Consider the following 26,922-nt stretch of genomic DNA (forward strand, 5'->3'; position numbering starts at 1 on the left):
CCTGTTTCTGGCCATGCGCGTTTGGCAACTTGGGACGTTCCGCGTTGCTTTTCACTTCTTTTTGCCGGCGCCGCATTTGCCAATATTTACCAATGCGGATGCGGCTGCGGATCGCTATCTGCGCAATCCACCATTATATCCGTTTGCGTCTTCGGCTTTGCGTCGCAACGGCTGGATCCGTGCAGGGGACGAGCGCCTCCAGTTCGCCCGAAGTCTGCGCGAAACGCTCGGTGAGGAAATCGAGCAGCGCCCGCACGCGCGGCGCGAGAAAGCGGTTGCGGTGATAGAGCGCGTGCAGCGGCGCGTCGGGGTAGCGCCACTCGGGCATCACGGTCTTGAGCCGCCCGGCGCGCAGATCGTCCGCGACATCCCAGATCGACTTCACCGCGAGGCCATAGCCGCACAGCGCCCACTGGCGCACCACTTCGCCATCCGTGGATTCGAGCGCGCCGTCGAGCGGCACCGTATAGGTCTGCGTTTCGGTCTGCGATTCGCCGCCGCGCGTGAAGCGCCATTCGTTCACCGGCCCTGCCGCCGAGCCGATCACGATGCAGTCGAATCGGGCCAGATCGTTCGGCTCCTGCGGCTCGCCACAGCGCGCGAGGTAGTCGGGCGAGGCGCACAGCACGCGGCGGTTCGGCGCTAGCCAACGCGCCACGAGCGAACTGTCTTGCGGCGTGCCGAAGCGGATCGCGAGATCGATGTCTTCGAGCACGAGATTCGAGAGCGAATCGGTCAGCATCAGCGCGAAACGCACCTCGGGATAAAGGGCGCGGAATTCGTCGAGCCAGGTCATCAGCAAATTGCGGCCGAAATCCGACGTCGCCGAAATACGCAGCTTGCCGCGCACCGCGTTCTGGCCCTCCTGCAAGGCCGCCTTGGCGTCGTCGAGCGAGCGCAGCGCGTGCTCGCTGCAGGTGAGGTAGAGGCGGCCTTCGTCGGTAAGGCGCAGCTGGCGGGTGGTGCGGTCGAAAAGACCATCGCACTGATGTTCACGGGGCTCACGCTTGCCACCGTGCTGGGCGTGCCCTTCGGCACAGCCTTTGGCCAGCAGTTCGGCTGGCGCGTGGCGTTCTGGATCGTGAGCGGCTTTGGCGTGATTTCGCTGATCGGCGTGACGGCTCTGGTGCCCAACCATCACGACAGCGGCCCGGCCGGGCTCCGCCACGAAGTGCGCGTGCTGCGCGACCCGCAGGTGCGGCTCGCGCTCGGCATGACGGTGCTGGGCTTTGGCGGCGTGTTCGTCGTGTTCACCTACATCGCGCCGATTCTCGAACAGGTGGGCGGCTTCTCGCCGCGCGGCGTGACGCTGATGCTCGTGCTGTTCGGCGTGGGCCTGACGCTCGGCAACACACTGGGCGGCAAGCTCGCGGACCACGCGCTGATGCCTTCGCTCATGGGCATTCTTGTGATGCTCGCCGTGGTCATGGCCATCTTCACGAAGACGAGCCACGCCATGTGGCCCGCCGCGATTACCGTATTCGTGTGGGGCATCGCCGCGTTCGCGACCGTGCCGCCGTTGCAGATGCGTGTGGTCGCGAAGGCTGCAGCGGCGCCGAATCTCGCTTCGACGTTGAATATCGGCGCGTTCAACGTGGGTAACGCAATGGGCGCGTGGATGGGGGGTCTCGCCATTGCGCACGGTGTGGCGCTCGACTCGCTGCCGTGGGTGGCCGCGGCCGTTTCGGTGGCGGCGCTCGTGCTCACATGGGCGGCGGCGCGGCGCGGCACGACACGCGCGCCGTACCGCTGCGCGATGCGCGCGTGGCGGCGCGGCAGAATACGTGAGCGCGGGATGAGGTCCATGTGCAAGGCCGTGCAGAAGGCAATGCGCCTTATGCACAGGGCGCGAAAGCAATGCTGGATTCGCGCTCTGCAATACTGATAACAGTGTGAAGATAACTTCGTTGGGCGCGGCAAGTTGCGATGCTAGTCTTGCCTCCATTCATGCTCTTGCGCCGCAATGACGCGGCGCGCCTGGAGGCAGCCATGCATTCACCTCTCGCGCTCGTCCGCGATGCACAGCCCAATATTGCGCACACCGAAGGATCTTGCGAGACGCTGGAGCATCTCGTGGGTGTGAACCTCGCCCGGCTGCGCGCCGAACGCCAGCTTTCGCTCGATGCGCTCGCACGCGCCTCGGGTGTCTCGCGTGCGATGCTCGCTCAAGTCGAGTCGGCGCGCAGCGTGCCGTCGATCAAGGTGCTGTGCAAGGTGGCGGCGGCGCTCAAGGTCTCGGTTTCGGCCTTCCTGCGGCGGCATGCCGTGAACGGCTTCGAGCATTTGCCCGCCGAGCGCGCGTCGCGCCTCGTTTCCGCCGACGGGCGTTATTCGGCGCGCGCGCTCTATCCGGAAGGGGAGCCCTCCGCCGCCGAATTCCACGAACTGCGCATCGCGCCGCTGCACACCGAGCCCGGCGTGCGCCGCCTGCCCGGCACGACGGTGAACCTCGTGGTGAGCGAGGGCACGCTCGAAGTGAGCGTGCACGAGCGACGCCAACTGCTCGCAACCGGCGACGCGATCGTATTCGACGCCGACCAGCCGCACAGCCTGCGCAACCCAGGCGACACCGAGGCGCGCGTGTTTCGCGTCACGCTCAACGCCGAGACGCCGCCGCGCTGGGACGTGCCAGCCGCACCGGCTGGCGGCGAAGCGGCATCGGCCGTCGAAGCGGTCAGAACGGCCGAGACGGTCGCAGCCGTGGCGGCGCAGCCGGCATGAGCCGCGTCGCATCTTCGAGAAAATTGTCTAGTCGTACTTTTTCGCGCTGCACAGTTGCGCAGCCTGTTGTATCCTTTGCCCGCCGGTTGAACCGGTAATCAGTGCGTCTTCAGGGCGGGGTGAAATTCCCCACCGGCGGTATGCCGGCCGCGCCGCAAGGCAAGGTCGACGAGCCCGCGAGCGCCTGCGCGAGCCTCATTGTGTCGTGCGCAGGGTCAGCAGATCTGGTGCGAAGCCAGAGCCGACGGTCATAGTCCGGATGAAAGAAGATGTGCAGATGGTCATGTTTGCCCATCCGCCGCGGCGTTTCGGCCGATGTGCGTGCGTCCCCATTTTTGGGGCGCGCCGCATCCCTGCCGAATGACGTGTGCCGGGGAATCCTGTCTGTTTGCAATGCCCTGAAACGTTTTTCGCCCAACTCTCGCGAGGAGCGTTTCACATGTCCCTTACTGCCAGTACCACTCTCGCTGCATCCCACGGCGCGCCGCTCGACGCCGCCGCCGATCTCCCGTTCATCGATTCCGAGCCGGTGCCGCCGCGCATTGCCGCCGCGTTACAAGCCATGCGCGAAGGCCGCCCGGTCGTGCTGCAGGACGACCACGACCGCGAGGACGAGGCCGATCTGATCGTCGCCGCCGAACGCCTCACGCCCGAAACGATGGCGCTTTTCATCCGCGAATGCAGCGGCATCGTGTGCCTGTGTCTGTCCGACGAAAAAGTGCGCGCGCTCGAACTGCCGCCGATGGTGGCCCACAACGAGAGCCGCAACCGCACCGCGTTCACGGTCTCGATCGAAGCGCGCGACGGGGTGAGCACGGGCGTTTCGGCCGCCGACCGCGTGACGACGATCCGCGCCGCGATTGCCCCGAACGCGAAGCCTGCCGATATCGTGCGCCCTGGCCACGTGTTCCCGCTGCGCGCGCAGAAGGGCGGCGTGCTGGCGCGCCGCGGCCATACCGAAGGCACCGTCGATCTGGCGGTGCTCGCGGGCCTCGCGCCCGCCGGCGTGCTGTGCGAGCTGATGAACCCGGATGGCACCATGGCGCGCGGCAAGCAGGTCGACGACTTCGCAAAGCTGCACGATCTGCCGGTGCTCTCGATTGCCGAGCTCGTGGCGTTTCGCGAGTCGCTCGCCGTGGCGCGCGAGCGCTGCGCCGAGCCGGCGTGAGGCGCGCTGAAGTAGCGGCGTGAGGGACGTGGCGCCGATGGGCGCCACGTCTCGTTTTCATTGCGGCGTATGAGGCTTGTGCGGTCGGCGCGACTGTGGGGCGCGCAGCCTTACGACTGCACGTCGCCGAATTCGCCGCGCACACCGGCCTCGACGAGCGCCGGCAGTTCTTCCATGTGCGCCATGAGGCGCGTAATGCCCATCTCGCGCAGCACGTCGGCGTAGCCCGCAGGAATGTGGCTCGCGCCCACGAACGCAATCGTCTTCATGCCTGCCGCGCGCGCCGCGTTCAAACCCGAAATGCTGTCTTCGACGACGATGCAGCGCGTCGGCTCCACGCCGAGTTGCTTCGCAGCGTGCAGGTACACATCCGGATAAGGCTTGGGCCGCGCGACCTGCTCGGCGCTGAAGATGCGCTCGCCGAAGATCGTGTCGAGCCCGGCGCGCCGCACCGAAGCGTGCACGCGTGTGAGCCGGCTGTTCGAAACGACGGCGGCAGGAAGCGTCACCTGGTGCAAGGCGTCGCGCACGCCGTTGATCGGGCTCACCGACTCGGCAATGGCGGCTTCGCAACGATGTTCGATGGTCTCGAGAAAGTCCTCGGGCATCGTGAGGTTGAAGCGTTCGGCGACGTCGGCGAGAAAGCGCGAGGTCTGCTGGCCGAACGCCGCATTCACGGCGGCGTGAAAATCGATGCCGGGAAAGGTGCTGCTGAGCGTTTCGAACAGAACGCGGTCGGCGATGACTTCGCTGTCGACGAGCACGCCGTCACAGTCGCAGATGAGATGGTCGATCATGCGTGAAACGAGAGGCCGGGCGGCGCGCGGCAACGGGCCGCTGCGCGCGCCTGAGCCAGGCAGGCGGGAAGGTGGAAACCCCCCAATCATACGTGCTTTTGCTTTTTGCACGCAGCGCACTCGCGGCCTGCGAGGCTCAAGCGTCGTCCACGGCGTTTGCCTTGCCGGCGTCGGCCCACGCTTTTGCCGCGTCAATCGCGCGCTGCCAGCCGGCCACGCGCCGTGCCGCATCGTCGCGCGGCAACGAGGGCGTGAAGCGCCGCTCGAGGCTCCAATACTGCTGGAGTTCGTCGATATCGCGCCAGAACCCTACCGCGAGCCCAGCCAGATATCCCGCGCCCAGCGCGGTGCTTTCGCTCGAGCGCGGCCGCAATACATTCACGCCCAGCAGATCGGCCTGGAACTGCATGAGCAGATCGTTCGCGCTGGCGCCGCCATCCACGCGCAGTTCGTTCACACGCATACCGGAATCGGCCTCCATGGCGGCGAGCACGTCGAACGACTGATAGGCAATCGAGTCGAGCGCCGCGCGTGCGATATGCGCCGCGGTCGTGCCTCGCGTGAGCCCGAACAGCGTGCCGCGCGCGTGCGCGTTCCAGTGCGGCGCGCCGAGGCCGGCGAACGCGGGCACGAGGTACACGCCGTCGCTGTGCGGCACGCTGGCCGCGAGCGGTTCGATTTCCGCTGCGCTGCGAATGATGCCGAGCCCGTCGCGCAGCCATTGCACTACCGCGCCCGCGATAAAGATGCTGCCCTCCAGCGCGTATTGCGTTTGCCCGAGCGCTTGCCACGCGATGGTCGTGACGAGGTTGTGGCTCGACTCGACAGGCTGTGCGCCGGTGTTCATCACGAGAAAGCAGCCGGTGCCGTAGGTGTTCTTCACCATGCCGGGACGTATGCACATTTGTCCGAAGAGCGCCGCATGCTGGTCGCCGGCCACGCCGGCAAGCGGGATTTCGGCTGCGAAGAGCGACGCCGCCGTGCGCGCATAGACCTCCGACGACGAACGGACCTCCGGCAGCATGCTGCGCGGAATCTCGAAGAGCGCGAGCAGGTCGTCGTCCCAGCGCAGCGTGCGGATGTCGAAGAGCATTGTTCGCGCGGCATTGGTGACGTCGGTGGCGTGCAGCGCGCCGTGCGTTAAGTGCCACAGCAGCCAGGTGTCCACGGTGCCGAACGCGAGCCGACCCGCGCGCGCTTTTTCGCGCGCGCCCTCGACATGCTCGAGAATCCAGCGGATTTTCGTGGCCGAAAAGTAGGCGTCGATCGGCAGGCCGGTTTTCGCGCGCACCATCGGCTCGAGGCCGCGCGCTTTCAGTTCATCGCAATAGCCGGCCGTGCGGCGGTCCTGCCAGACGATGGCGTTATACACGGGCTGACCCGTTGCACGGTCCCACACGATGGTCGTTTCGCGCTGGTTCGTGATGCCGATGCCCGCAATCGCGGCGGCCCCGACGCCCGCGCGCGTGAGCGCCTCCGCCGCGACGCCTGCCTGGCTCGACCAGATGTCGCGAGGGTCGTGCTCGACCCAGCCGGGCCGCGGGTAGCGTTGCGCGAATTCCTTCTGCGCGAGCGCAACGATTGCGCCGCTGCGCTCGAGCAGCAGGGCGCGTGAGCTCGTCGTGCCCTGGTCCAGCGCGAGGATATACGACTCGGCGTGCGACGGAGGCATCGTGCTGTCTCCCTGGATGGTGCGCAGCGGTAGGCATTGCGGCGACCGGCGCGCAATGAGGCGCGTGGCGTCGAACCCAGCATAGCCGGAAAGCGATTTGCGCTCGACTTGGCCGAACCGCCACGGTGTCGCTCGCGCGGCGCGGTGCGACAATAACCAAGTCGGGATCCAGTCGTTCCAAACAGTCGAAAACGACAACGAGGCAATCATGCGTGGAATTGCAATGATCGGTGCGGCCGTGCTGCTCGCGGGGTGCGTGGGTGCGCCGCCGGGCCCGGAAGGCGGGGGGCGCGCACCGTCGCTCGCCGCTTTGCAGCAGATGTGCGGCGGCCAGGCGGTCGATTTCGGTGTGTATGCGCCGGGCGTCTACGCGGCCATTTTCGACGCATGGGTCGCCAATCGGCGCGGCAGGCTGCCCCAGGACCAGTTTTGCGGCTTTCAGGCCCAACTCGCGCAGCAATACACCGCGCTCGGCAAGAGCGGCAACGGGGAGGCGCGAGTTGAGTGGGTGAACTTCCTCAATACACAGCGCGCGCAGGCGCTGAGCTGGCGGGCGGCGGTCGACCCCACGCTGCGGGCCGGGTAGGCGAATAGTGCCGCGGCAGGGTGCGCGCGCCCGCGCGCAAGGAGGCACGAGTGCCCGGCATGCATGGCGCGAACGAACACGCGCCGCGCGCAAGGGCGAGCGCGCAAAAAAATGGTCACGCGGGCATGAAGCGCGCGGGTCCGCGTGACCATGCACTGCAGGCGCGTACGTCTACTGCCGTGCGCCTGCATCGGGGACGTGCCCGACAAGCCGGGCTGGCGGACGATCCATGCGTCCGCGCAAATCGATAAAGGGCAATGGAGCCTGTGGCCGCGCGGGTGCTCGGCCCGCGGGATCAGACTACGAACACCGTTTGATGGCGCGCAACGCAGAGTCGCCGATTTCGGTTAGTCGCCATTGCTGAAGGCCGGATGCGAGGCGCTCCAGTTGGACGAGCTGTCGTTCGAGCAAGGCGTCCAGTTCTTCTCGCTCCATGTCGAGCTGGTTGGGGGCGTCCTGTACTAGCAGCAGGGTGGCGAATTCATGCGGACTCAGCATCGTTCTCTCCGTGTTGCCGCATCAGAGGTCGCCGGTTGCGGCCCGCAGGGCGGCGCAGCGACAAGAATGCGGTGGTATGAGCGAAAGCCTGCGACGGTGCAGATCGACTGGCCGGAGGGACCGGCCGCCCGGACCGCCTGTGCGCGGCCAAAACGGCATCCAGCCCGGGATCTGCCTCGGGGAACTGGAGTGTAGTCAACGCCGCTGCGTTGTACAAACCACGCCCCGAAAATATTCCCTTTGACATTCGAGCACGCACGCAGCGGTGGTGCGAGCCGTCCAGATTCGCGAAATCACTTGAAGTTTGTACCGCACCGCGGCACGCAGCGTGCGACTCCGGTTCGATACGCTACGCATCGAGCGCGCGATAGTCACGCGGGTATTCCGTCTGCGTCTCGGCCTGCGAGCGTCACATGACGTAATGCGGAGAAGTCGTCTATTTCTGGAACTGTGGGACCCGGGCCCGGTCTGTGCTTTGTGACTGCAGCTACGCAAAAGTACAGCTAAGATGGAAATAGGGATGGCTGGAATCGTTCGCCGCGCGTGACTGGCGCAGTTCGCCGGGCCTCTGGCTTCCGGCCGAGCGCCGCGCGTCGTGAGCGTAAAACGCCGCTTCGGGAGTAGGACACAATGCGTAACGACAACGAGCCTCGCCATGTGATGCCCTGGCGCATCGAAGACATCGATCTCACACGTATCGACCGTCAACGTGCCGCCGCCAACGAAGACCTGATGCTGCTCCTCGCCGCCTCTTCGTTCATTGAAAGCGGTTCCGACCTCTACACCAGCAACCTGAACGTGTTTTTCAACGGCGACCCCGAGGTCTCCGAGTGGCTCAACCGCGAATGGGAGCCCGAGGAACTTCAGCATGGGCGCGCGCTGAAGACGTACATCCAGTACGTGTGGCCCGAGTTCGATTGGGACGCGGCGTTTCAGACTTTCATCGAAGAGTATTCGACGACCTGTTCGTTCGAGGAGTTCGAGAAAACGCGAGCGCTCGAAATGGTCGCGCGCTGCGTGGTCGAAACCGGCACCGCCACGCTTTACCGCGCGATCGGCGAGTGTTCGGATGAGCCCGTGCTCAAGGAAATCACCGCCAACATTCGCAGCGACGAAGTGCGCCACTACAAGCACTTTTTCCGCTATTTCAAGAAGTACAACCAGATAGAAGGGCACGGGCGTCTCGCCGTACTCGGTGCGCTCATGCGCCGCGTGATCGAGATCAGGAACGAGGATTCCGAGATCGCGCTGCGCCATGTGTATGCGGGCCGCTACCCCGACCGCGTGCGCGACGAGGCCTATAGCCGCGAACTCACCGCACGCGTGAACAAGCTGGTGCGCCACAATCTTTCCGCCGACATGTGCGTGAAGATGCTGCTCAAGCCGCTCAACTTGCCCGCGAAGATCCGGCCGGGCGTGCACTATCCGCTCGCAAAGATCACGCAACACGTCTTCTTCCGCTAAGACATCGGCGCGCGAAAACAAAAAGCCCGCTGCTAGAGCGGGCTTTTTCGTTTCTGGACGCGAAGATCAGCGATTGCGCTGGCCGTTGCCGTCGCGGCGCGAATTGCCGCCTGGGCGGCCGCCGAGCAGCGCGCCCGGGTTGCCTTGCGGCTTGCGTTGTTGCGGGCGGCCCAGTGTGCTCTCATGCGAAACGCCGCGCTGGCTTTCGCGACGCGTATGCTCGCCGCGCGCGCCTTGAGCGCCGTGATTCGCGCCTTGCTGTTTCACGGGCTTGGCGGTGCGCACGCCGCCGCCGTTCGAGGCCGCCTTGGCCGGGCGCTGGCCGCCGTTGCCGCCTCCGCTGGCTGCGTGCGCGCGGTTGCTTTCGCGGCCACCTTCACGGCCACCTTCACGGCCACCTTCACGATTACCGCCGCGCGATTCACGCGATTCGCGCGATTCACGCGCCTGCGCGGGCCGGCCGTTCGTGGCATTCACGCCATTCGACGCACCGCGGCCAGGGCCTTGTCCCTGGCGCGGAGAGCGGCCTTGCGGCTGGCTGCGGCGCTGGATCGGCTCAGGCTTCGCGTTCGGGTCCGGCTCGAAGCCCGGAATGATCTCCTGGGGCACCGCGCGCTTGATGAGCTTCTCGATGTCCTTGAGCAGTTGATGCTCGTCCACGCACACGAGCGACACGGCTTCGCCCGTCGCGCCCGCGCGGCCGGTGCGGCCGATGCGGTGCACGTAGTCCTCGGGCACGTTCGGCAGATCGTAGTTGACGACGTGCGGAAGCTGGTCGATATCGATCCCGCGTGCGGCGATGTCGGTGGCGACGAGAACCTGCAGCGTGGCGTCCTTGAACTCGCTCAAAGCGCGCGTGCGTGCCGACTGGCTCTTGTTGCCGTGAATTGCGAGCGCGCTGATGCCGTCCTTCGTGAGCTGCTCGGCGAGGCGGTTCGCGCCGTGCTTGGTGCGCGTGAACACGAGCACCTGAAACCAGTTGTGCTGGCGGATCAGGTGCGTGAGCAGGTCGCGCTTGCGGTCGCGATCGACGGGATAGATCTTCTGCGCCACGGTTTCGGCCGTGGTGTTGCGGCGCGCGACTTCGATGAGCGCCGGCGAGTCGAGCAGGTTGTCGGCGAGCGCCTTGATCTCGTCGGCGAAGGTGGCCGAGAAGAGCAGGTTCTGGCGCTTGGGCGGGAGCTTCGCGAGCACGCGCTTGATGTCGTGGATGAAGCCCATGTCGAGCATGCGGTCGGCTTCGTCGAGCACGAGAATCTCGAGCTGCGAAAGATCGATCGTCTTTTGCTGCATGTGATCGAGCAGGCGCCCCGGCGTCGCGACCACGATATCCACGCCGCGCCTGAGCGCGTCGATCTGCGGATTGATGCCCACGCCGCCGAACATCACCGTGGACTTGAGCTTCAGATACTTGCCGTAGGCGCGCACGCTCTCTTCGACCTGCGCGGCGAGCTCGCGCGTGGGCGTGAGGATCAGCGCGCGCACCACGCGCTTGCCACCTGCTGCCGGCGCCATGTCCGTGAGGCGTTGCAGGATCGGCAGCGTGAAGCCGGCGGTCTTGCCGGTGCCGGTTTGCGCGCCGGCAAGGAGGTCGCCGCCGCCGAGCACGGCCGGAATCGCTTGTGCCTGGATAGGCGTGGGCGTGCTGTACCCAAGTTCGTTGACTGCGCGGACCAGCGGTTCGGACAAGCCGAGAGAATCGAAAGACATAAACACCTGTTGTATTGCAGTAGCGCGGGCGGCGCTTCGCGGCCCGAAGGCGCGCTGCGCCGCCAAAGCGGTGTTGCCGGGTTCAAATGCGCCCGGTGAAGCCGCTTCTTCGCGTTGTTCGGAGGGCGCGCCAGTGCGCGCGCCGCGTTTTTTCTTCATGGAACGGACGGGTCTATCAAGACCCGTCGTCTGGCGTTAAGTTGCATCGTGCGGCCGCGGACACTGCGGCGGCCGTGCGATGTCTTCCCATTGACGCGTCACGCGACGTAGCGCGCGACGCTCACGAATTGACAGACGCTCCCGGCGAGCACGAACAGATGCCAGATTCCATGTCCGTGCCGGATGCGCTCGTCATTGACGAAAAAATAAATACCGACGCTGTAAATGACGCCGCCGGCCAGCAGCCACGCGGTGCCCGCGGCCGGCAAGGCTTCGATGAGCGGGCGAACCGCCACCACCGCGAGCCAGCCCATCACCACGTAGAGCACCATCGAAAGCATTCTCGTGCGCCGCCCGAGCGTGAGTTCCTGGACGATGCCAAGGGCCGCGAGGCCCCAGCTCACGCCGAAGAGCGACCAGCCCCAGGGCCCGCGCAGCGTCACGAGCGCGAACGGAGTATAGCTTCCCGCGATGAGCAGATAGATCGCGGCATGGTCGCACTTTTGCAGCACCGCCTTCAGGCGTATGCCGCGCACGCCGTGATACAGCGTCGAGATCGTGTACAGCGCGCACAACATCGCCCCGTATACCGCAAAGCTCACGACCTTATACGCGTCGTGATCCAGCGCCGCGAGCGTCACGAGCGAGACCAGCCCCGCTACCGACAACATCGCGCCCACGAGGTGAGTAATGCTGTTCAGACGCTCACCGGCGTGCATGACGACCACTCCTTGTTCTTCGTGAGCGCAGCGCGCGCCGGTGGAACATTGTTCCACCCCGTACGGCGCCGTGCTCGACCGCGGCGTTCAAAACCAGGCCTGACGGGCCACGGAACCGCCTTCACCGCACGGCCCGGCGCCAAATAGCGAAGGGCGCAGCCCGCGCTTTGCGGACTGCGCCCTTATCAGGCAACCGTCACTATAGCAAACAGCCGTCAGTCGAGCGGAGACGACCGCAGGTCCGCGACCTGCTGCGGGGACACCGGCGTGCCCTTGTTGCCCCAGGACATGCGGATGAACGTCACCACCGCCGCAACCTCCTGGTTCGAGAGCGCCTGCGCGAACGGCGGCATGCCGTACGGGCGCGGATTGCCTCCCGTGCTCGGCGGATAGCCGCCGTTGAGCACCATGCGGATCGGGTTCACGGCCGAATGCATCTGGATCGACTGGTTGTTCGCAAGCGGCGGGAAGTTCGGCGGCATGCCGAGACCGTTTTCCGCGTGGCACTTTGCACACTGGTCATGGTAGATCTTCTGACCTTGCTGCAAGAGTTCGCCACCGAACGCTTCCGAAGTCTCCATCTGCATCGTTTCGGGCGCTTCCTTCTTCTGCGGAATGGTCTTCAGGTACGAGGCCATCGCGTGGATGTCGTCGTCCGAGAGGTATTGCAGGCTGTTGTGGATCACGTCCGCCATCGGGCCAAACACGGCGCCGCGCTCGGAAACGCCGGTCTTCAAGAGGCTTGCGATGTCCTTGATGTCCCAGTCGCCGAGGCCGCCTTCGCTGCCCGTGAGCGACGGCGCGTACCAGTTTTGCAGCGGGATCAGGCCGCCCGCGAAGGCCGCCGAGTTGACCGGGCCGCCCACGGCGTTGATGGAGGTGTGGCACATGCCGCAGTGGCCGAGGCCTTCCACGAGATACGCGCCGCGGTTCCATTCGACCGACTTGGTCGGATCGGGCTTGTATTCGCCTTCGCGGAAGAACAGCGTGCGCCAGCCGATCAGCAGGTTGCGGTTGTTGAACGGGAACTTGAGCTCGTGCGGGCGACTAGGCACGTTGACCGGTGGGACCGAGCGCAAATAGGCGAAGATCGCGTCGGCGTCGGCGCGCGTGACCTTGGTGTAGCTCGCGAACGGGAACGCCGGATAGAGCAGGCTGCCGTCCTTCGAGCGGCCCGTGTGCATGGCGCGATAGAAGTCGTCGGCGCTCCACTTGCCGATGCCGTACTGGTCGTCCGGCGTGATGTTGGGGGTGTAGAGCGTGCCGAACGGCGTGGCCATCGGCAGGCCGCCCGCGAACATCTGGCCGCCGCGCACGGTGTGGCAGGCGATACAGTCGCCAGCGCGCGCGAGGTACTCGCCCTTCTTGATGAGATCGGCCTGGTCGACCGGTGTCGCGGCCTGCGCGGCGCCATTGTGCAGATAGTGAGTGCCCGACCAGAGCACCGGGACGAGAGCCGCGGCGGCGGCCACGACGACGGCGGAAAGTGCGAACAGGGACTTGCGGTTCATATTGGCTGTCTCCCCGGCGCCTTATTGCGGTTCGCTGCCGCAGGCAAGCGGCGTCTTGAGTGAGCCAGCCGGCGCCGGCACGGGGTTCTGCGGCGCGCTCTGCGTAGAGAGCCAGGCCGCGACCGCGTTCACGTCTTCGTCGGTGAGGCGCGTGGCGATCTCATGCATGCAGTCGGGCGCCTTCGCATGCCGCGAGCCCGAGCGCCAGGCGCCGATCTGCGCGCTGATGTAATCCATGTGCAGACCGACCAGACCCGGAATGGCCGGCTCCATGCCGGTGAGCTTTGCGCCGTGGCAGGCCGCGCAGGCGGGCACCTGTTTGGCCGGGTCGCCGTGCAGGACGATCTGCTGACCGCGCGCGAGCGTGTCGCTGCCGACCGAAGGTTTCGCGGGCGGCGGGTAGGGCGGCCGCTGCTGCGAGAAGAACGTCGCGATCTCGTGCAGGTAGTCGTCGGAGAGATAGGTGACCAGATAATTCATCGGAGGGTACTTGCGGCGCCCCTCGCGGAAGTTCATTAGCTGGTTGAACAGGTACTCGGCCGGTTTGCCGGCGAGACGCGGGAAGTAGTCGTTGTCGGTGCCCTGCCCGTGCGAGCCATGGCACGCGGTGCAGCCCTGCACGCGTGAGGCGATCGTGTCCGGGGCCTTGGGCTGCGGCGCGGAGGCCGCCGTCTGGGCATGCGCAGCGCTCAGAACGCCGGTCGTCCCGAGCAAAAGTGCTGCTGCCAGAGGCGCGACGAGCGGAATGAGCGGTCGGAAGATACGTCTTGGGGACACGCGTAACTCCATCTTTATCGTGGACCTGACCAGGCTTCGAACGGCCCGGCTTCTAGGCTGCGCGCGATGAAAGCAGAAGACCGTGCGCGCTGCGGCGACGCAGCAGATTCTAGCATCGGGAACGCATAGTGACCATTTGCCACATGCGCCACAAGCGCCACAAGCGCCCTCCGATGGCTTCGAGGCGCCACCGTGACGTACTTGCGGCTGATCGTCGCGGCAGTGCCGGTTATGATTCTGCACCTGTTCGCCAATCGGTGACACGGGGTTGTCCCGCACCCGAGCCTCACTCGGCGAGCCGCTCGATGCATGAGTTCATGCATGACCTCATGCCGGGCGCATGCCGCCGCCGCGTTCGGTCTCGTGCCCCGGCTCGGTGCTCGCGCATGGAACGCGCGTTGAACCTGCTTCGAATCTGCATTGAACCCGCATTGAACCGAATGGCGCGGCGGCTATCGAAGCAGGCCCGCTTGCGGGACGCGCGATGTGATGCGTCTGCGTGCTGCTGTTGCCGTTTTCATGTTGTTTCCTAGCCACTTGTCTCGATGACTCCAATTGCACTTTCCCTATCGTTGCATCAAGCCGACCGATCCACTTCGCGCGACGTCCGTGCGATCCGCAACACGCGGGAGGGCGAGGTCCGATGAAAGCTGACTGGCTCTGGATCGGGCAGGTCGCCATGGCGGCCATCGTCAACATTGCCTACGCATTCGCGCTCGGCTCGGCGTTCTATAGCGCATGGCTCGACAAGGACGGCCGCACGGCCGTCGCGCCCGCGCGCCTCGCATGGCTGCGTGCGCAACGCTCACTGCGTGCCGCGGCGTTCGTGCTCGTGGCGGCGCTCATCATGTGGATGCTTTACGAGAGCGCGTCGGTCAGCGGCGAACCGTTGCCCAGCGCGTTCGGCGTGGTCGGCACGGTGCTCTCGCAAACGCACGTTGGCCACGCGTGGACCGTCGCGTTCGCCGGCGCGCTCGTGTTGCTCGGCTGCGCGTTCGCGGCTTCGAGTGTGGCGCGCGACGGCGTGCTGTGGCTCGCGCTCGTCGCCATCGCCGCGGGGCGCGCGGGGCTCGGCCATGCCGCCGATGCGGGCTTCGCCTCAGCCGCGCTCGGGCTGCATACCCTCCATTTGCTTAGTGCGAGCGCGTGGAGCGGCATCGTCATGGCGGGGGGACTTGCCGTGCTGCCGGCGCTCGGCGCATCGACGGCGCGTGGCGTGCTGATCCGCACGGCGGGGCAGATTTCGAACGTAGCGTTCTTCGCGGTCGGCTTCGTGATCGCGACGGGCGTGTTCGACGCGCTGCGCGGCAGCGGCGGCTCGATCGACGCCATCGTCGGCAGCACCTGGGGCCGCGTGCTGATGCTCAAGGCTGTGCTCGTCCTGCTCGCGCTCGCAATGGGCGGCTTCAACCGGCTCGTGGCGATGCCCGAGTTGCGGCGCGCGGCGTCGACAGCGGCGGCGCGCCGTTTCGTCAACGTGATCCATCTCGAAGCGATCGTGATGACTGGCGTGCTGGTGGCGGCGGCCGCGCTCGCGCGCAGCGTGCCGGGCTACGTGTTGCAGGGCTGAAACGTCGTCGGTGGAACTTATTCGTAGCCGAGTCGGTGACTCAGGATCGGTGCGAAGAAGAGGGCGATGGCGCAGCCCGTGGCGCTGCCTTCGAGTTCCGCGAGAGCGGCCACCGACGAAGAATTGGCGATCAGCGCGATGAGTTGCGGCGCGCACCAGAGCGCCGCGGCGCCGATCATGGGGTACTCGACCCAGCCAATGCGCCAGCCGCGCGCGAAAGCGACTGCGCCGGCAAGCACGCGCAGGAAGCCGAAGGCAACGAGTGCGCCGACGGCGGCTTGTTCGCGGATCAGATAGTCGGGAATCGACGCGTCCATGGAATCCTTTGCAACACCGGGGTTGGGTTGCAAAGGAATCAGCAAGGAGCAGGCCAGTGGATGGCGTTCGCGGGCGGCACGTGGGTTCGATGATGGCCGCGCGTTGCGCGGCGCGGCTTTCCATGAACTGGCTGTGTGCGCAAACGACATAAGCCGTTCGCGCGGTTCGCGAGCGCGCGCGCATCAGCGCGCAAAGCCACGCGAAATGTTACGTCGCCGAAACGCGCGGCGCCCGGCGTGTCACGTTACGTTGCACGCCGCGCGTTTCGGCGTTCATTTGCGCATCACCATTCGGCGACGCTGCCATCTTCATGACGCCACACCGGATTGCGCCAGCGGTGACCGGTCTTCGCCATCTCGCGCACCTTCTCCTCGTTCACGTCGATGCCGAGACCCGGGCCCTGCGGAATCGAGACGAAGCCGTCTTCATACTTGAATACTTCGGGATTCCTGATGTAGTCGAGCAAATCGTTGCCCTTGTTGTAGTGAATGCCGAGGCTCTGCTCCTGGATGAACGCGTTGTAGCTCACCGCGTCGATCTGCAGGCAGGTGGCGAGCGCGATCGGCCCGAGCGGGCAATGCAGCGCGAGCGCGACGTCATAGGCTTCGGCCATCGCGGCGATCTTGCGGCACTCGGTGATGCCGCCCGCGTGCGAGGCGTCGGGCTGAATGATGTCGACGTAGCCGCCCGCGAGAATGTGCTTGAAATCCCAGCGCGAATACAGACGCTCGCCCAGCGCGATCGGCGTGCTCGTCTGGTTGACGATGTCGCGCAGCGCTTCGACGTTCTCCGAAAGGACCGGCTCTTCGATGAACATGAGCTTGAACGGATCGAGTTCCTTCGCGAGCACCTTGGCCATGGGCTTGTGCACGCGGCCATGGAAGTCCACGCCAATGCCGACGTTCGGGCCCACGGCCTCGCGCACGGCCGCGACGTTGTTGATGACGCCCTGGACCTTGTCGAAGGTGTCGATGATCTGCAGTTCTTCCGAGCCGTTCATCTTCACGGCCTTGAAGCCGCGTTCGACCACGGCGCGCGCGTTGTTCGCGACGTCGCTCGGACGGTCGCCGCCAATCCACGAATACACCTTGATCTTGTCGCGCACCTGGCCGCCGAGCAGCGCGTGAACGGGCACGCCATGATGCTTGCCCTTGATGTCCCAGAGCGCCTGATCGACGCCGGCAATGGCGCTCATCGAGATCGGGCCGCCGCGGTAGAAGCCCGCGCGATACATCACCTGCCAGTGGTCTTCGATGAGGAGCGGATCCCGGCCGATCAGGTAGTCAGCGAGTTCATCGACGGCGGCGGCCACCGTATGCGCGCGGCCTTCGACGATCGGCTCGCCCCAGCCGACGATCCCCTCGTCCGTTTCGATCTTCAGAAAGAGCCAGCGCGGCGGGACGACGAAGGTTTCGAGCTTGGTGATTTTCATGCGGTGTCTCCATGACCTGAGCGGTAGGGCGGCGCTCGCACCACACGCGAGCGGCAACGTCTTCAAGCGCACATGCTACTGCAATATTCGCCTTTAAGTGCTATTAATAGTATTATTTGGCAGCGCTTCCCAATATCCAGGAGAACGACGATTCAACGCGATCTGCACGGTACCGTGGCCTACGAACTCGGCAGCGCGATCCTGCGCGGCGACTACCCTCCCGCGACGGTCCTGCCGCGCGAGGCCGAACTCATGGCAACGTTCGACGTGAGCCGCACGGTGCTGCGCGAGGCGCTGCGCACGCTCACCTCGAAAGGGCTCGTGGAGTCGCGCCCGCGCGTGGGCACGCGGGTGCGGGCGCGCGAAGCGTGGAACCTGCTCGATGCCGACGTGCTCGACTGGTACGCGCGCGTGGCGCCGCCGCTCGCTTTCGCGCTCAAGCTCCAGGAAATGCGCGAGATGATCGAGCCGTTTGCGGCAGGACTGGCCGCGAACGCGCACGACGCCGATGCGCTTGCCTCGATCGCCGCCGCGCACGCGGCCATGGCCGGGGCGCGCAATGTGGACGAGTGGGTGCGCGCGGACCTGCGTTTCCATCTCGCGGTGCTGGGCGCCTGCCGCAACGAATTGCTGGTGCCGCTCGGCACGCTGATCGAGCGCACGCTCGAAGGCCAGTTGCGCGTGAATGCGAAGCGCGCCGACGTGTTCAACGCCGCGCTGCCCGACCACACCCTTGTGTACGATGCGATCGCGCAACGCGACGCCCATGCGGCGAGCCGCGCGATGGCAGCGCTGTTGCGTGTGACGCGCGAGCGCATCGAGCGCTGAACGCGTATGCCAAATGGGTGTACACGCAACGAATCGCAAAAAGCGCAGCGAATTGCAGGTGTAAAACGTTTGCTCTGGCGCAATCAACAACGTTTGCTATGCTTTAGCCCGATCGAACGGCGCTTTGGCTTTCAGTGCCGTCAGCAAGTCTAAAGGCAAGGCTATCGGGTAAGCGATGAAGAAAAACGAAGCGCAAGACACGCAACTGGACAACGCAACCCTGCTGGAAATCATCAAGGCGCAGTCGGACATCGCGAAGCTCGGGCTCGATCTCGGCGGCGTGATGGCCTACGTGGCCGAGCGCACCGAGCAACTCACGCGAGCGCAAGGCGCGGTCGTTGAGCTCGCCGAAGGTGAGGACATGGTGTACCGCGCGGCCTCGGGCAACGTCGCGGACCTGCTTGGATTGCGCCTGGCGCGCGAAACGAGCCTTTCGGGCCTGTGCGTGCGTGAGGGCGAGATCCTGCGCTGCGACGACTCCGAAACCGACCCGCGCGTGGACCGCGAGGCCTGCAGACGCGCCGGCCTGCGCTCGATGATCGTCACGCCGCTCAAGCATCTCGAGACGACCGTCGGCGTTCTGAAAGTCACGAATTCGGAAGTCGACGCCTTCAAGGACGAGGACATTCGCACACTCTCGCTGATGTCCGAACTCATCGCCGCGGCGATGTTCCATGCCGCGCGGCACGAGACGAGCGAGCTCTATCTGCGCGCGACGCATGACGCGCTCACGGGCTTGCCTAATCGCGCGCTCTTTTACGATCGCCTGCGCCAGTCGGTGGATCTCGCGGTGCGCTCGTCGGGCGGACTCGGTGTGCTCAATCTCGACATGGATGGCCTCAAGCCTATCAACGACCACTACGGCCATCGCGCCGGCGACGCGGCGATCCGGGAGACCGCGACGCGCATCGCTCGTCACAGCCGCCGCGTGGATACGGCCGCGCGCGTGGGCGGCGACGAGTTCGCAGTGATCTTGCCGGGCATCGCGGGGCGTGGGGACGCCGAGGCATACAGCCGCCGGCTCGTGGACAGCGTGGGCGAGCCGTTCGAGTTCGAAGGACGCCGCATCGATCTTGGCGTGAGCGTGGGCGTTGCCATCCTGCCCGAAGACGGCACCGAGATGACGGCGCTGATCGAATTCGCGGATCGTTCGATGTACGAAACGAAGCGGGAGCGCAAGCAGATCAGGTGAATGGTGTCGCTGTCTGGCGGACTTTGGTTATCGGTTTGCCAGGCACGAACACGGAACCCGGAAATGAAAAAAGCCGCTGTCCTTGTGGGACAGCGGCTTTCTTTTGCAACTGGTGGCGAATCAGGGATTCGAACCCCGGACCTGCGGATTATGATTCCGTCGCTCTAACCGGCTGAGCTAATTCGCCGAAGAAAAGAATTATCGCGGCGCAGCCGGAGGTTGTCAACCCCCTTCGTCATCTTTTCTGCAGGGAAGGCAGTCGCCGGGCGAGAAGCCCCGCCCGGCGACGCTCACAGCCTCAATCCTGCGCGTAAATATCCGAGTCCTTGGTTTCCTTCACGAACAGCATGCCGATCACGAAGGTGCCCAGCGCGATGATGATCGGATACCAGAGGCCAGAGTAGATATCGCCTCGCGCCGCCACGATCGCGAAGGCTGTTGCCGGCAGGAAGCCGCCGAACCAGCCGTTGCCGATGTGATAGGGCAGCGACATCGAGGTGTAGCGAATGCGTGTGGGGAACATCTCCACCAGCATCGCCGCGATCGGCCCGTACACCATGGTCACGAAGATCACGAGGATCGTCAGCATCACCACCGTCATCGGCCAGTTGAGCTGCGCGGGGTCGGCCTTCAGCGGATAGCCCGCCGCTTTCAGCGTGCCCGCGAGCGTCTTCTCGAACAGCGCGCCGGCTTCCTTGGCTCCAGGCGCCCGGCCGTCAAACGTGTCGATGGTCGCGTCGCCCACCTTGATCTGCGCGAGCGTGCCTGCCGGGGCCGCTACGTTCTCGTAGTTCAGGCCTGCCTTCGAAAGCGCGCTCTTGGCGATGTCGCACGAGCTCGTGAACTTCGAGGTGCCAACCGGGTTGAACTGGAACGAGCATTCGTCCGGATTCGCGATCACGACGATCGGCGCACGCTGCGTCGCGGCTTCGAGCGCCGGGTTCGCGTAGTGCGTGATCGCCTTGAAGATCGGGAAGTAGGTGAGCGCCGCGATCAGGCAGCCAGCCATGATGATGGGCTTGCGGCCGATCTTGTCCGAAAGCGCGCCGAAGAACAGGAAGAACGGCGTGCCGATCAACAGCGCCAGCGCGATCAGGATGTTGGCGCTCGAGCCGTCCACCTTGAGCGTCTGCGTGAGGAAGAAGAGCGCATAGAACTGGCCCGTATACCAGACCACGGCCTGGCCGGCCGTGAGGCCGAAGAGGGCGAGCAGCACGACCTTGAGGTTCTTCCACTGCCCGAACGCTTCCTTGAGCGGCGCCTTCGAGATCTTGCCTTCCGCCTTGATGCGCTTGAACGCCGGCGATTCGTCGAGTTGCAGACGGATCCACACCGAAACGGCGAGCAGCAGGATCGAGGCGATGAACGGAATGCGCCAGGCCCATGCGGCGAACTGTTCTTCGCCAACAAACGTGCGCACGCCGAGGATCACGAGCAGCGAGAGGAACAGGCCGAGCGTGGCGGTCGTCTGGATCCACGAGGTGTAGAAGCCACGGCGTCCGGGCGGAGCGTGTTCCGCGACGTAGGTCGCAGCGCCGCCGTACTCGCCGCCGAGCGCGAGACCCTGCAGCAGACGCATGCCGATGAAGATCACCGGCGACGCAATGCCGATCGACGCGTAGCCGGGCAGAAAACCGACCACGAAGGTCGAGATACCCATGATCACGATCGTGACGAGGAACGTGTGCTTGCGGCCCACGAGGTCGCCGAGGCGCCCGAACACGATCGCGCCGAACGGACGCACGGCAAAGCCGGCGGCGAAGCCGAGCAGCGTAAAGATGAAGCCGGCCGTGGGATTGACGCCGGAAAAGAAGCTCTTGCTGATGAAGGCCGCAAGCGATCCGGCCAGGTAGAAGTCGTACCACTCGAACACAGTGCCGAGCGACGACGCGAAGATCACGCGTTTTTCGTCGCTGGTCATCGGCGCGTGCGAGACTTGTCCGCCAACGGTTGCCATATATGTCTCCAGTATTGATATGCGTGTGGTCCGTCGGGCAGGCGACTCGTAGACCCGCGGTCCTGCGAAGCATTATTGGAATGGAAACTTACGGGCTTCTGACGCGCGCGTGGGTTTCCGAGTGAAGTGTCGGAGTGGGGTCTAATCGCTTATGTTCGCTTAATGCGCGAGAAAAATATCGCATTGCGATCCAAACATCTTCTAACGTGCGAATTTTGACTCGCGCGCCGCGTATCGGATAAGGGTAAGTCCCATCCCGGTTTTCTGACGCGATCAGTCAGTTTCGCGGTGGTTCTGCCGCCAAAGCGCCGGCGATGCCGCTCAAGTTTGCGCGCGCAGCCGCAGCGTCACGCGCACGAGCGTCCCGGCGAGGCGCGGTGTGTCCTGATAGACGTGATCGTCGATGGTGAGTGTGCCGCCGTGCATCGTGGCGATCTCGCGCACGATCGCAAGCCCGAGCCCGCTGCCTTCGCCGTCGCGCCCGAGAATGCGGTAGAAGCGCTCGAGTACGCGCTCGCGCTCGGCGGGCGGAATGCCCATGCCCGTGTCTTCCACCTCGAGATGGACCACGCCCGCCGCGGGTTCGGGCCGCACGCGCACGGTGATGCGCCCGCTCGCGGGCGTATAGCGGATCGCGTTGTCGATAAGGTTCGAGAGCATCTCGCGCAGCATCACCGGGTTGCCGTCCACTTCGACGCGCGCCGCCGCTCCGCCATCGTCATCCCCGCTGCCGTAGGCCGTTTCGGGGCCTTCGTAGCCCAGGTCCATCTGTTTGGCGAGCGCCGGCTGCACCCAGTCGCGCACGGCGTGGCGCGCCACATCCGCCACGTCCACGGGCGTGAAGACCTGCCCGGACATACGGTTTTCCGCGCGCGCGAGCGCGAGCAACTGCGTGACGAGCCGCGCGGCGTGCTCGGAACTCGTTGCGATCTGCTCGAGCGAGCGGTGCACTTCGGCGGGTGCGTTCTGGCGCAGCGCGAGTTCGGCCTGAGTGCGCAGGCCCGCTAGCGGCGTTTTCATCTGATGCGCGGCGTCGGCGATGAAGCGCTTTTGCAGCTCCATGTTCTGTTCGAGGCGCGTGAGCAGGTCGTTGAACGAGGTAACGAGCGGCTCGATTTCGGGCGGCGCGCGGCGCGCTTCGAGCGGCGAAAGATCGTCGGGGCGACGCATGCGGATGTTCGACTGCAGCGCGTGCAGGGGAGCCAGGCCCCGCGAGAGGCCGAACCACACGAGCAGGATCGCGAGCGGCAAGATCACGAACTGCGGCAGGATCACGCCCTTGATGATGTCGTTGGCGAGCTGGCGGCGCTTGTCGAGCGTTTCCGCGACCTGCACGAGCACGGGTTGACCTTGTCGATCGCTGGCGCCGAGATGCGTCGGTTCCACTGTTGTATAGGCGACGCGGATGTCGATGCCATGCAGCGTGTCGTCGCGGAATTCGACGAGGCCCGGCGGCGGGCGGTCGTCGCCGTTCGGCAGCGGCATGTCGCGATCGCCGCCGATTAGCTCGCCGCGGCTGCCGAGCACCTGATAGAACACGCTGTCGACGTTATCGGCGCGCAGGAAGTCGCGCGTGGAGGCGGGCAGTGTCAGCTCGGCCACGCCGTTCACGGGCTGGATCTGGCGCGCGAGCACGTAGGCGTCGGTTTCGAGCGCGCGGTCGAAGGGGCCGTTGGCGATCGACTTCGCCACGAGATACGTGACCGCGATGCTCATCGGCCAGAGCAGCAGCAAGGGCGCGAGCATCCAGTCGAGAATCTCGCCGAAGAGCGAGCGCGGGCGCGCCTCCCCGGCGGCTTCGGCTTCGTCGGGCGGGGCGAACGGATTGGCGTAGCGTGCGTCGCGCGCGTCGTCGTCGAGGGCGTCGGCCGCGAATGCGGACGCGCCCGAGGCAGTTTCGCCGGCCACGCTCGCGGCGCCCTTGGGCGGCACGGCGCGCGCGATGGAAGGACGCCCGGCCATCGTCGACTCCGCCTACTTGAAGTAGTGGCTGGCGGGCATCGCCGGCGTGGCGTCGGGCGCGCTGGCCTCGGCCCGGGCGGGCGTCTGGCTGGCACCCGCCTGCGCTTCCTTCGCCTCCTTTTCGAGGCTGTAGCCGAGCCCGCGCACGGTCACGATGCGTACGCCGCCCGCTTCGAGTTTCTTGCGCAGCCGGTGCACGTAGACTTCGATGGCGTTGTTGCTGACTTCCTCGCCCCATTCGCACAGGTGGTCGACGAGCTGCTCCTTCGAGACGAGCCGCCCGAGCCGCTGCAGCAGCACTTCGAGCACGCCGAGTTCGCGCGCGGAAAGATCGAGCACCTGGTCGTTGACGCGCGCAATGCGCCCCACCTGGTCGAACGCAAGCGCGCCATGCCGCACGACGGTCGGGCCGCCGCCCGCGCCGCGCCGCGTGAGCGCACGCACGCGCGCTTCGAGTTCGTTCAGCGCGAAGGGCTTGGCCATGTAGTCGTCGGCGCCGAGGTCGAGGCCTTTTACGCGCTCGTCCACGCTGTCGGCGGCGGTGAGGATCAGCACGGGCAGGTTGGAATTGCGCGCGCGCAAACGGCGCAGCACTTCGAGGCCCGGCATTTTCGGCAGGCCCAGATCGAGAATCAAGAGGTCGAACGACTGCATCGACAAGGCGGTATCGGCGTCCACGCCGCTACGCACGTGATCAACGGCATAGCCCGATTGGCGGAGTGATCTCACGAGCCCGTCCGCGAGTATGCTGTCATCTTCGGCAATGAGGATTCGCATGTTGCGCCAGCGTCGCCTTCGAGGCTTTTTGACCTCGTAGTTAGGCTCGTAACACCCGCGCCGCGCCGCGTCCTTGAAGGCGCGGCCAGGCGACGCGCGGCGGTCTCCCGAAATTCGCGGTTCTGGATAGCCAGAAAGGCTTGCCAAAACCACTGTTTTTTTATACAGTGTCAGCGTTCGTGTGCATTAGCCCGAATGAGGCGTGCGCATGGTCACGAGACGCCGTTCATCATAGCAAAGGACGATTCATGGAAGATAGCAAGAAAGGCTCGGCTGGGCTGACTGCTGAAAAGAGCAAGGCGCTGGCCGCCGCGCTCGCGCAGATCGAAAAGCAGTTCGGCAAGGGGTCGATCATGCGACTCGGCGACGGCGACGTGGTCGAGGACATCCAGGTAGTCTCTACCGGTTCGCTCGGCCTCGACATCGCACTCGGCGTGGGCGGTTTGCCGCGCGGCCGGGTGGTCGAGATCTACGGTCCGGAATCGTCGGGCAAGACCACGCTCACGCTGCAGGTGATCGCCGAAATGCAAAAGCTCGGCGGTACGGCGGCGTTCATCGACGCGGAACACGCGCTCGACGTGCAATACGCCTCCAAGCTTGGCGTGAACGTGCCCGAACTGCTCATCTCGCAGCCGGACACGGGCGAGCAGGCGCTCGAAATCACCGACGCGCTGGTGCGCTCGGGCTCGATCGACATGATCGTGATCGACTCGGTTGCGGCGCTCGTGCCGAAGGCCGAAATCGAAGGCGAAATGGGCGACTCGCTGCCGGGTCTGCAGGCGCGTCTGATGTCGCAGGCGCTGCGCAAGCTCACCGGCACGATCAAGAAGACGAATTGCATGGTGATCTTCATCAACCAGATCCGCATGAAGATCGGCGTGATGTTCGGCAACCCGGAAACCACCACGGGCGGCAACGCGCTCAAGTTCTACTCGTCGGTGCGTCTGGACATTCGCCGCATCGGTTCGATCAAGAAGAACGACGAAGTGATCGGCAGCGAAACGCGTGTGAAGGTCGTGAAGAACAAGGTCTCGCCGCCGTTCCGCGAAGCCGTGTTCGACATTCTGTACGGCGAAGGCATCTCGCGTCAGGGCGAAATCGTCGACCTTGGCGTGCAGGCCAAGATCGTCGACAAGGCGGGTGCGTGGTACAGCTATAACGGCGAGCGCATTGGCCAGGGCAAGGACAACGCACGCGAATTCCTGCGCGAGAATGCGGACATTGCTCGTGAGATCGAAAACCGCATCCGCGAATCGCTTGGCGTGAGCACGATGCCGGACGGTGTCAACGATTCCGGCGAAGTCGAAGTCGCTGGCGAAGAGTAAGTCCTCCAGGCTCTCGTAGATAAGGCAAGCTGATGCGCAAGGGCGGGTCACATACGTCCTCGCCTTCCGGCGAGCAGGCTAACTCGCGTGCGGGTTCGCCTGCGGACAGGGGCGCCGAGCGGCGCTCCGCCGTGAAGCCTGCCGACTCGCGCACGAGCCGCTCAAGCCATTCAAGCCGCGACGCCCAGGCGGGCGATCGCGGCTTTGCGCATTCTGGCGCGGCGTATTCCTCGCCTGCCGATCTCAGCGACGATGGCGGCGCGGTCTTCGAAGTACCGTTCGAGGCTTTCTTCAGCGGGGCTGATGAGGCGGCGGCAAACGTGCTGCCAGAGCCGCTGTCCGAAACATCATTCAAGCGGTCGCGTCGCGCGCCTGTTGAAACCGCGCGCGAATCCGGCGCACCACAAGCCGATCACTATGAGCGTAGCTCGGCCAGCCGCGCCGCACGCGCCAGCGAGCGCGAAAAATCGTCCACGGCGAAGCAGCGCCCCGAGCGCTCGCTCAAGGGCCGCGCGCTCGGCTATCTTTCGCGCCGCGAATACAGCCGCGCCGAACTCTCGCGCAAGCTCATGCCGCACACCGAAGACGCCGACGCGCTCGAAGTGCTGCTCGATTCGCTCGAACGCGAGGGCTGGCTCTCCGACGCACGCTTTGCCGAAAGCGTCGTGCACCGGCGCGCGTCGCGTGTGGGGGCAGGGCGTATCGTCAGCGAACTCAAGCGCCACGCGGTGGGCGAAACGCTCATCGAAGAGGTGAGTTCGCAACTGCGCGAGACTGAGCTCGTACGTGCCCGCACGGTCTGGCAGAAGAAGTACGGCCAGTTGCCCGAGACGCCTGCGGAACGCGCGCGCCAGGCGCGCTTTCTCGCGGCGCGCGGCTTTTCGATGTCGATCATCGGCAAGATCCTCAAGGGATTCGAGGAAGACTGGTCCGATAACTGAGCCGGCCGTCTCGAAAAATCCGCGCAGGCAAGTCCCCGCCCGGCCTGTGTGTTCGCGGCTGTCTCAAATACCCGGTATGTTAAAATCACGAGGTTTTCCAATCCGGTCTTACCTTTAGCATGCCGCTTTCTCCGCCCGTGCCCCGCCAGTTGCGCCACCAGCGCGCCATTCGGGCGGTTGCCTATGAGCGCGAAGACGGCTTGTGGGACATCGACGCGTGCCTGACCGACCACAAGCCACGCGACGTGCCGCTCGCCGCCGGTGTCCGGCCCAATGGTCTGCCGATCCATGAACTCTGGCTGCGTATTACGATCGATCGCAAGCTCAACGTCATCGACGCCGAAGCGTCGTCCGACTGGGTGCCTTACGACGGTCAGTGCCAGAACGTTCAACCCGCCTATCGGGCCCTTATCGGGCTCAATCTCCTCCAGAACTTCCGCCGCGAAGCGGGCCGGCTGCTCGCCGGCACGGTTGGCTGCACGCATCTCACAGAGATGTTGGGCGTATTGCCGACCGCCGCGATCCAGGCGTTCGTCGGAGAAGTGTGGGACACATCGAATGGCTCGCCGGGCGAAGCGCCCGGACCGGAACTCGGCAAGACCGCCGGAGGCAATGAGGCCGCCGGTGAAAAGCCGCCTTTCCAGCTCGGCCGTTGCCATGCGCTGCGGTTCGACGGTGAAGCGGTGAAGCAGTTTTATCCGCGCTGGTATGGCCATGTGCCGCGTTCAATAGAACGCAGCGCGGAAGCCGCCAGCGTGCGCGACGGCAGTAACCCGAGCCAAGAGGGCAGGGCCGACGCCGCCACGCATGAATAAGAACAGCGGAATCGAAGTTCACT

General features: G+C 65.4%; 22 protein-coding genes, 1 tRNA gene, 2 pseudogenes and 1 riboswitch. Of the genes and pseudogenes, 11 read left to right on the plus strand and 14 right to left on the minus strand.

Features of this window, described 5'->3' with window-relative positions:
- Window positions 1–133 precede the first annotated feature (133 nt).
- Window positions 134–976: pseudogene (locus M3I54_RS12735) on the minus strand (substrate binding domain-containing protein); the annotation flags it as partial.
- Here M3I54_RS12735 and M3I54_RS12740 point away from each other — a divergent pair.
- From M3I54_RS12740 to ribB, 3 genes and pseudogenes are all read left to right on the plus strand, one after another.
- A pseudogene (locus M3I54_RS12740) lies at window positions 977–1,732 on the plus strand (MFS transporter); the annotation flags it as partial.
- A gap of 257 nt (window positions 1,733–1,989) precedes the next feature.
- On the plus strand, window positions 1,990–2,721 hold the full coding sequence (locus M3I54_RS12745) for a helix-turn-helix domain-containing protein (RefSeq protein ID WP_254336323.1): 732 nt from the start codon (window positions 1,990–1,992) through the stop codon (window positions 2,719–2,721).
- A gap of 101 nt (window positions 2,722–2,822) precedes the next feature.
- A riboswitch (FMN riboswitch) is annotated at window positions 2,823–2,996 on the plus strand.
- A gap of 164 nt (window positions 2,997–3,160) precedes the next feature.
- Window positions 3,161–3,889 (plus strand): 3,4-dihydroxy-2-butanone-4-phosphate synthase, encoded by a 729-nt coding sequence (gene ribB, locus M3I54_RS12750; protein ID WP_254336325.1) that lies wholly within the window; start codon window positions 3,161–3,163, stop codon window positions 3,887–3,889.
- A 110-nt stretch (window positions 3,890–3,999) separates the two neighbouring features.
- Here the strand turns inward: ribB and M3I54_RS12755 are convergent, their stop codons facing one another.
- Both M3I54_RS12755 and glpK read right to left on the minus strand, forming a co-directional pair.
- Complete coding sequence (locus M3I54_RS12755; RefSeq protein ID WP_254336327.1) at window positions 4,000–4,686, minus strand: HAD family phosphatase; 687 nt, start codon at window positions 4,684–4,686, stop codon at window positions 4,000–4,002.
- A 136-nt stretch (window positions 4,687–4,822) separates the two neighbouring features.
- On the minus strand, window positions 4,823–6,358 hold the full coding sequence (gene glpK, locus M3I54_RS12760; protein WP_254336328.1) for a glycerol kinase GlpK: 1,536 nt from the start codon (window positions 6,356–6,358) through the stop codon (window positions 4,823–4,825).
- Window positions 6,359–6,566: 208 nt separating this feature from the next.
- Between glpK and M3I54_RS12765 the strand changes: the two genes are divergently transcribed.
- Window positions 6,567–6,944, plus strand: coding sequence for a hypothetical protein (locus tag M3I54_RS12765; protein WP_254336329.1), 378 nt, complete (start codon window positions 6,567–6,569; stop codon window positions 6,942–6,944).
- Window positions 6,945–7,244: 300 nt separating this feature from the next.
- On the opposite strand, the gene M3I54_RS12770 is transcribed toward M3I54_RS12765, so the two are convergent.
- The gene (locus tag M3I54_RS12770; protein WP_028205977.1) at window positions 7,245–7,442 is read right to left on the minus strand and encodes a hypothetical protein; all 198 of its coding nucleotides are present in this window, start codon (window positions 7,440–7,442) and stop codon (window positions 7,245–7,247) included.
- Window positions 7,443–8,072: 630 nt separating this feature from the next.
- Between M3I54_RS12770 and M3I54_RS12775 the strand changes: the two genes are divergently transcribed.
- Window positions 8,073–8,906: a ferritin-like domain-containing protein gene (locus M3I54_RS12775; protein WP_309249604.1), complete on the plus strand. Its 834-nt coding sequence runs from the start codon at window positions 8,073–8,075 to the stop codon at window positions 8,904–8,906.
- A 66-nt stretch (window positions 8,907–8,972) separates the two neighbouring features.
- On the opposite strand, the gene M3I54_RS12780 is transcribed toward M3I54_RS12775, so the two are convergent.
- The 4 genes from M3I54_RS12780 to M3I54_RS12795 form a co-directional block, all read right to left on the minus strand.
- Window positions 8,973–10,616, minus strand: coding sequence for a DEAD/DEAH box helicase (locus M3I54_RS12780; protein WP_254336330.1), 1,644 nt, complete (start codon window positions 10,614–10,616; stop codon window positions 8,973–8,975).
- A 257-nt stretch (window positions 10,617–10,873) separates the two neighbouring features.
- Entirely contained in the window at window positions 10,874–11,494 is a 621-nt protein-coding gene (locus tag M3I54_RS12785) for a hemolysin III family protein (RefSeq protein ID WP_254336332.1), read from the minus strand.
- 215 nt (window positions 11,495–11,709) lie between these two features.
- Window positions 11,710–13,005, minus strand: a complete 1,296-nt coding sequence (locus tag M3I54_RS12790; RefSeq protein ID WP_254336334.1) for a cytochrome c — start codon at window positions 13,003–13,005, stop codon at window positions 11,710–11,712.
- A 21-nt stretch (window positions 13,006–13,026) separates the two neighbouring features.
- Entirely contained in the window at window positions 13,027–13,794 is a 768-nt protein-coding gene (locus tag M3I54_RS12795) for a c-type cytochrome (protein WP_254336336.1), read from the minus strand.
- A 631-nt stretch (window positions 13,795–14,425) separates the two neighbouring features.
- On the opposite strand from M3I54_RS12795, the gene M3I54_RS12800 reads away from it, so the two are divergent.
- Window positions 14,426–15,352: a CopD family protein gene (locus M3I54_RS12800; protein WP_254336339.1), complete on the plus strand. Its 927-nt coding sequence runs from the start codon at window positions 14,426–14,428 to the stop codon at window positions 15,350–15,352.
- A gap of 17 nt (window positions 15,353–15,369) precedes the next feature.
- On the opposite strand, the gene M3I54_RS12805 is transcribed toward M3I54_RS12800, so the two are convergent.
- Together M3I54_RS12805 and dgoD are read right to left on the minus strand one after the other, a co-directional pair.
- A complete protein-coding gene (locus M3I54_RS12805) occupies window positions 15,370–15,669 on the minus strand; it encodes a hypothetical protein (RefSeq protein ID WP_254336341.1) in 300 nt (99 codons plus the stop codon).
- Window positions 15,670–15,953: 284 nt separating this feature from the next.
- Window positions 15,954–17,102: a galactonate dehydratase gene (dgoD, locus tag M3I54_RS12810; protein ID WP_254336343.1), complete on the minus strand. Its 1,149-nt coding sequence runs from the start codon at window positions 17,100–17,102 to the stop codon at window positions 15,954–15,956.
- A 72-nt stretch (window positions 17,103–17,174) separates the two neighbouring features.
- Here dgoD and M3I54_RS12815 point away from each other — a divergent pair, with 72 nt between their 5' ends.
- Both M3I54_RS12815 and M3I54_RS12820 read left to right on the plus strand, forming a co-directional pair.
- Window positions 17,175–17,930: a FadR/GntR family transcriptional regulator gene (locus tag M3I54_RS12815; protein WP_375542134.1), complete on the plus strand. Its 756-nt coding sequence runs from the start codon at window positions 17,175–17,177 to the stop codon at window positions 17,928–17,930.
- A 175-nt stretch (window positions 17,931–18,105) separates the two neighbouring features.
- On the plus strand, window positions 18,106–19,122 hold the full coding sequence (locus M3I54_RS12820; protein ID WP_254336346.1) for a sensor domain-containing diguanylate cyclase: 1,017 nt from the start codon (window positions 18,106–18,108) through the stop codon (window positions 19,120–19,122).
- A 110-nt stretch (window positions 19,123–19,232) separates the two neighbouring features.
- On the opposite strand, the gene M3I54_RS12825 is transcribed toward M3I54_RS12820, so the two are convergent.
- The 4 genes from M3I54_RS12825 to M3I54_RS12840 form a co-directional block, all read right to left on the minus strand.
- Window positions 19,233–19,309: transfer RNA gene (locus M3I54_RS12825), tRNA-Met, on the minus strand.
- A gap of 111 nt (window positions 19,310–19,420) precedes the next feature.
- On the minus strand, window positions 19,421–21,079 hold the full coding sequence (locus tag M3I54_RS12830; protein ID WP_254336348.1) for an MFS transporter: 1,659 nt from the start codon (window positions 21,077–21,079) through the stop codon (window positions 19,421–19,423).
- A gap of 321 nt (window positions 21,080–21,400) precedes the next feature.
- Window positions 21,401–23,041, minus strand: coding sequence for a sensor histidine kinase (locus M3I54_RS12835; protein ID WP_254336350.1), 1,641 nt, complete (start codon window positions 23,039–23,041; stop codon window positions 21,401–21,403).
- Window positions 23,042–23,053: 12 nt separating this feature from the next.
- Complete coding sequence (locus M3I54_RS12840) at window positions 23,054–23,818, minus strand: response regulator transcription factor (RefSeq protein ID WP_254336353.1); 765 nt, start codon at window positions 23,816–23,818, stop codon at window positions 23,054–23,056.
- Window positions 23,819–24,066: 248 nt separating this feature from the next.
- On the opposite strand from M3I54_RS12840, the gene recA reads away from it, so the two are divergent.
- The 3 genes from recA to M3I54_RS12855 all read left to right on the plus strand — a co-directional run bounded on the left by recA (window position 24,067) and on the right by M3I54_RS12855 (window position 26,899).
- Window positions 24,067–25,143, plus strand: coding sequence for a recombinase RecA (gene recA / locus M3I54_RS12845; RefSeq protein WP_254336356.1), 1,077 nt, complete (start codon window positions 24,067–24,069; stop codon window positions 25,141–25,143).
- 32 nt (window positions 25,144–25,175) lie between these two features.
- Window positions 25,176–26,084, plus strand: a complete 909-nt coding sequence (recX, locus tag M3I54_RS12850) for a recombination regulator RecX (RefSeq protein ID WP_375542135.1) — start codon at window positions 25,176–25,178, stop codon at window positions 26,082–26,084.
- 119 nt (window positions 26,085–26,203) lie between these two features.
- The gene (locus M3I54_RS12855) at window positions 26,204–26,899 is read left to right on the plus strand and encodes a DUF2889 domain-containing protein (RefSeq protein ID WP_254336360.1); all 696 of its coding nucleotides are present in this window, start codon (window positions 26,204–26,206) and stop codon (window positions 26,897–26,899) included.
- Window positions 26,900–26,922: the final 23 nt, after the last annotated feature.

The sequence above is a fragment of the Paraburkholderia sp. CNPSo 3274 genome, assembly GCF_024206475.1.
Lineage (GTDB): Bacteria > Pseudomonadota > Gammaproteobacteria > Burkholderiales > Burkholderiaceae > Paraburkholderia.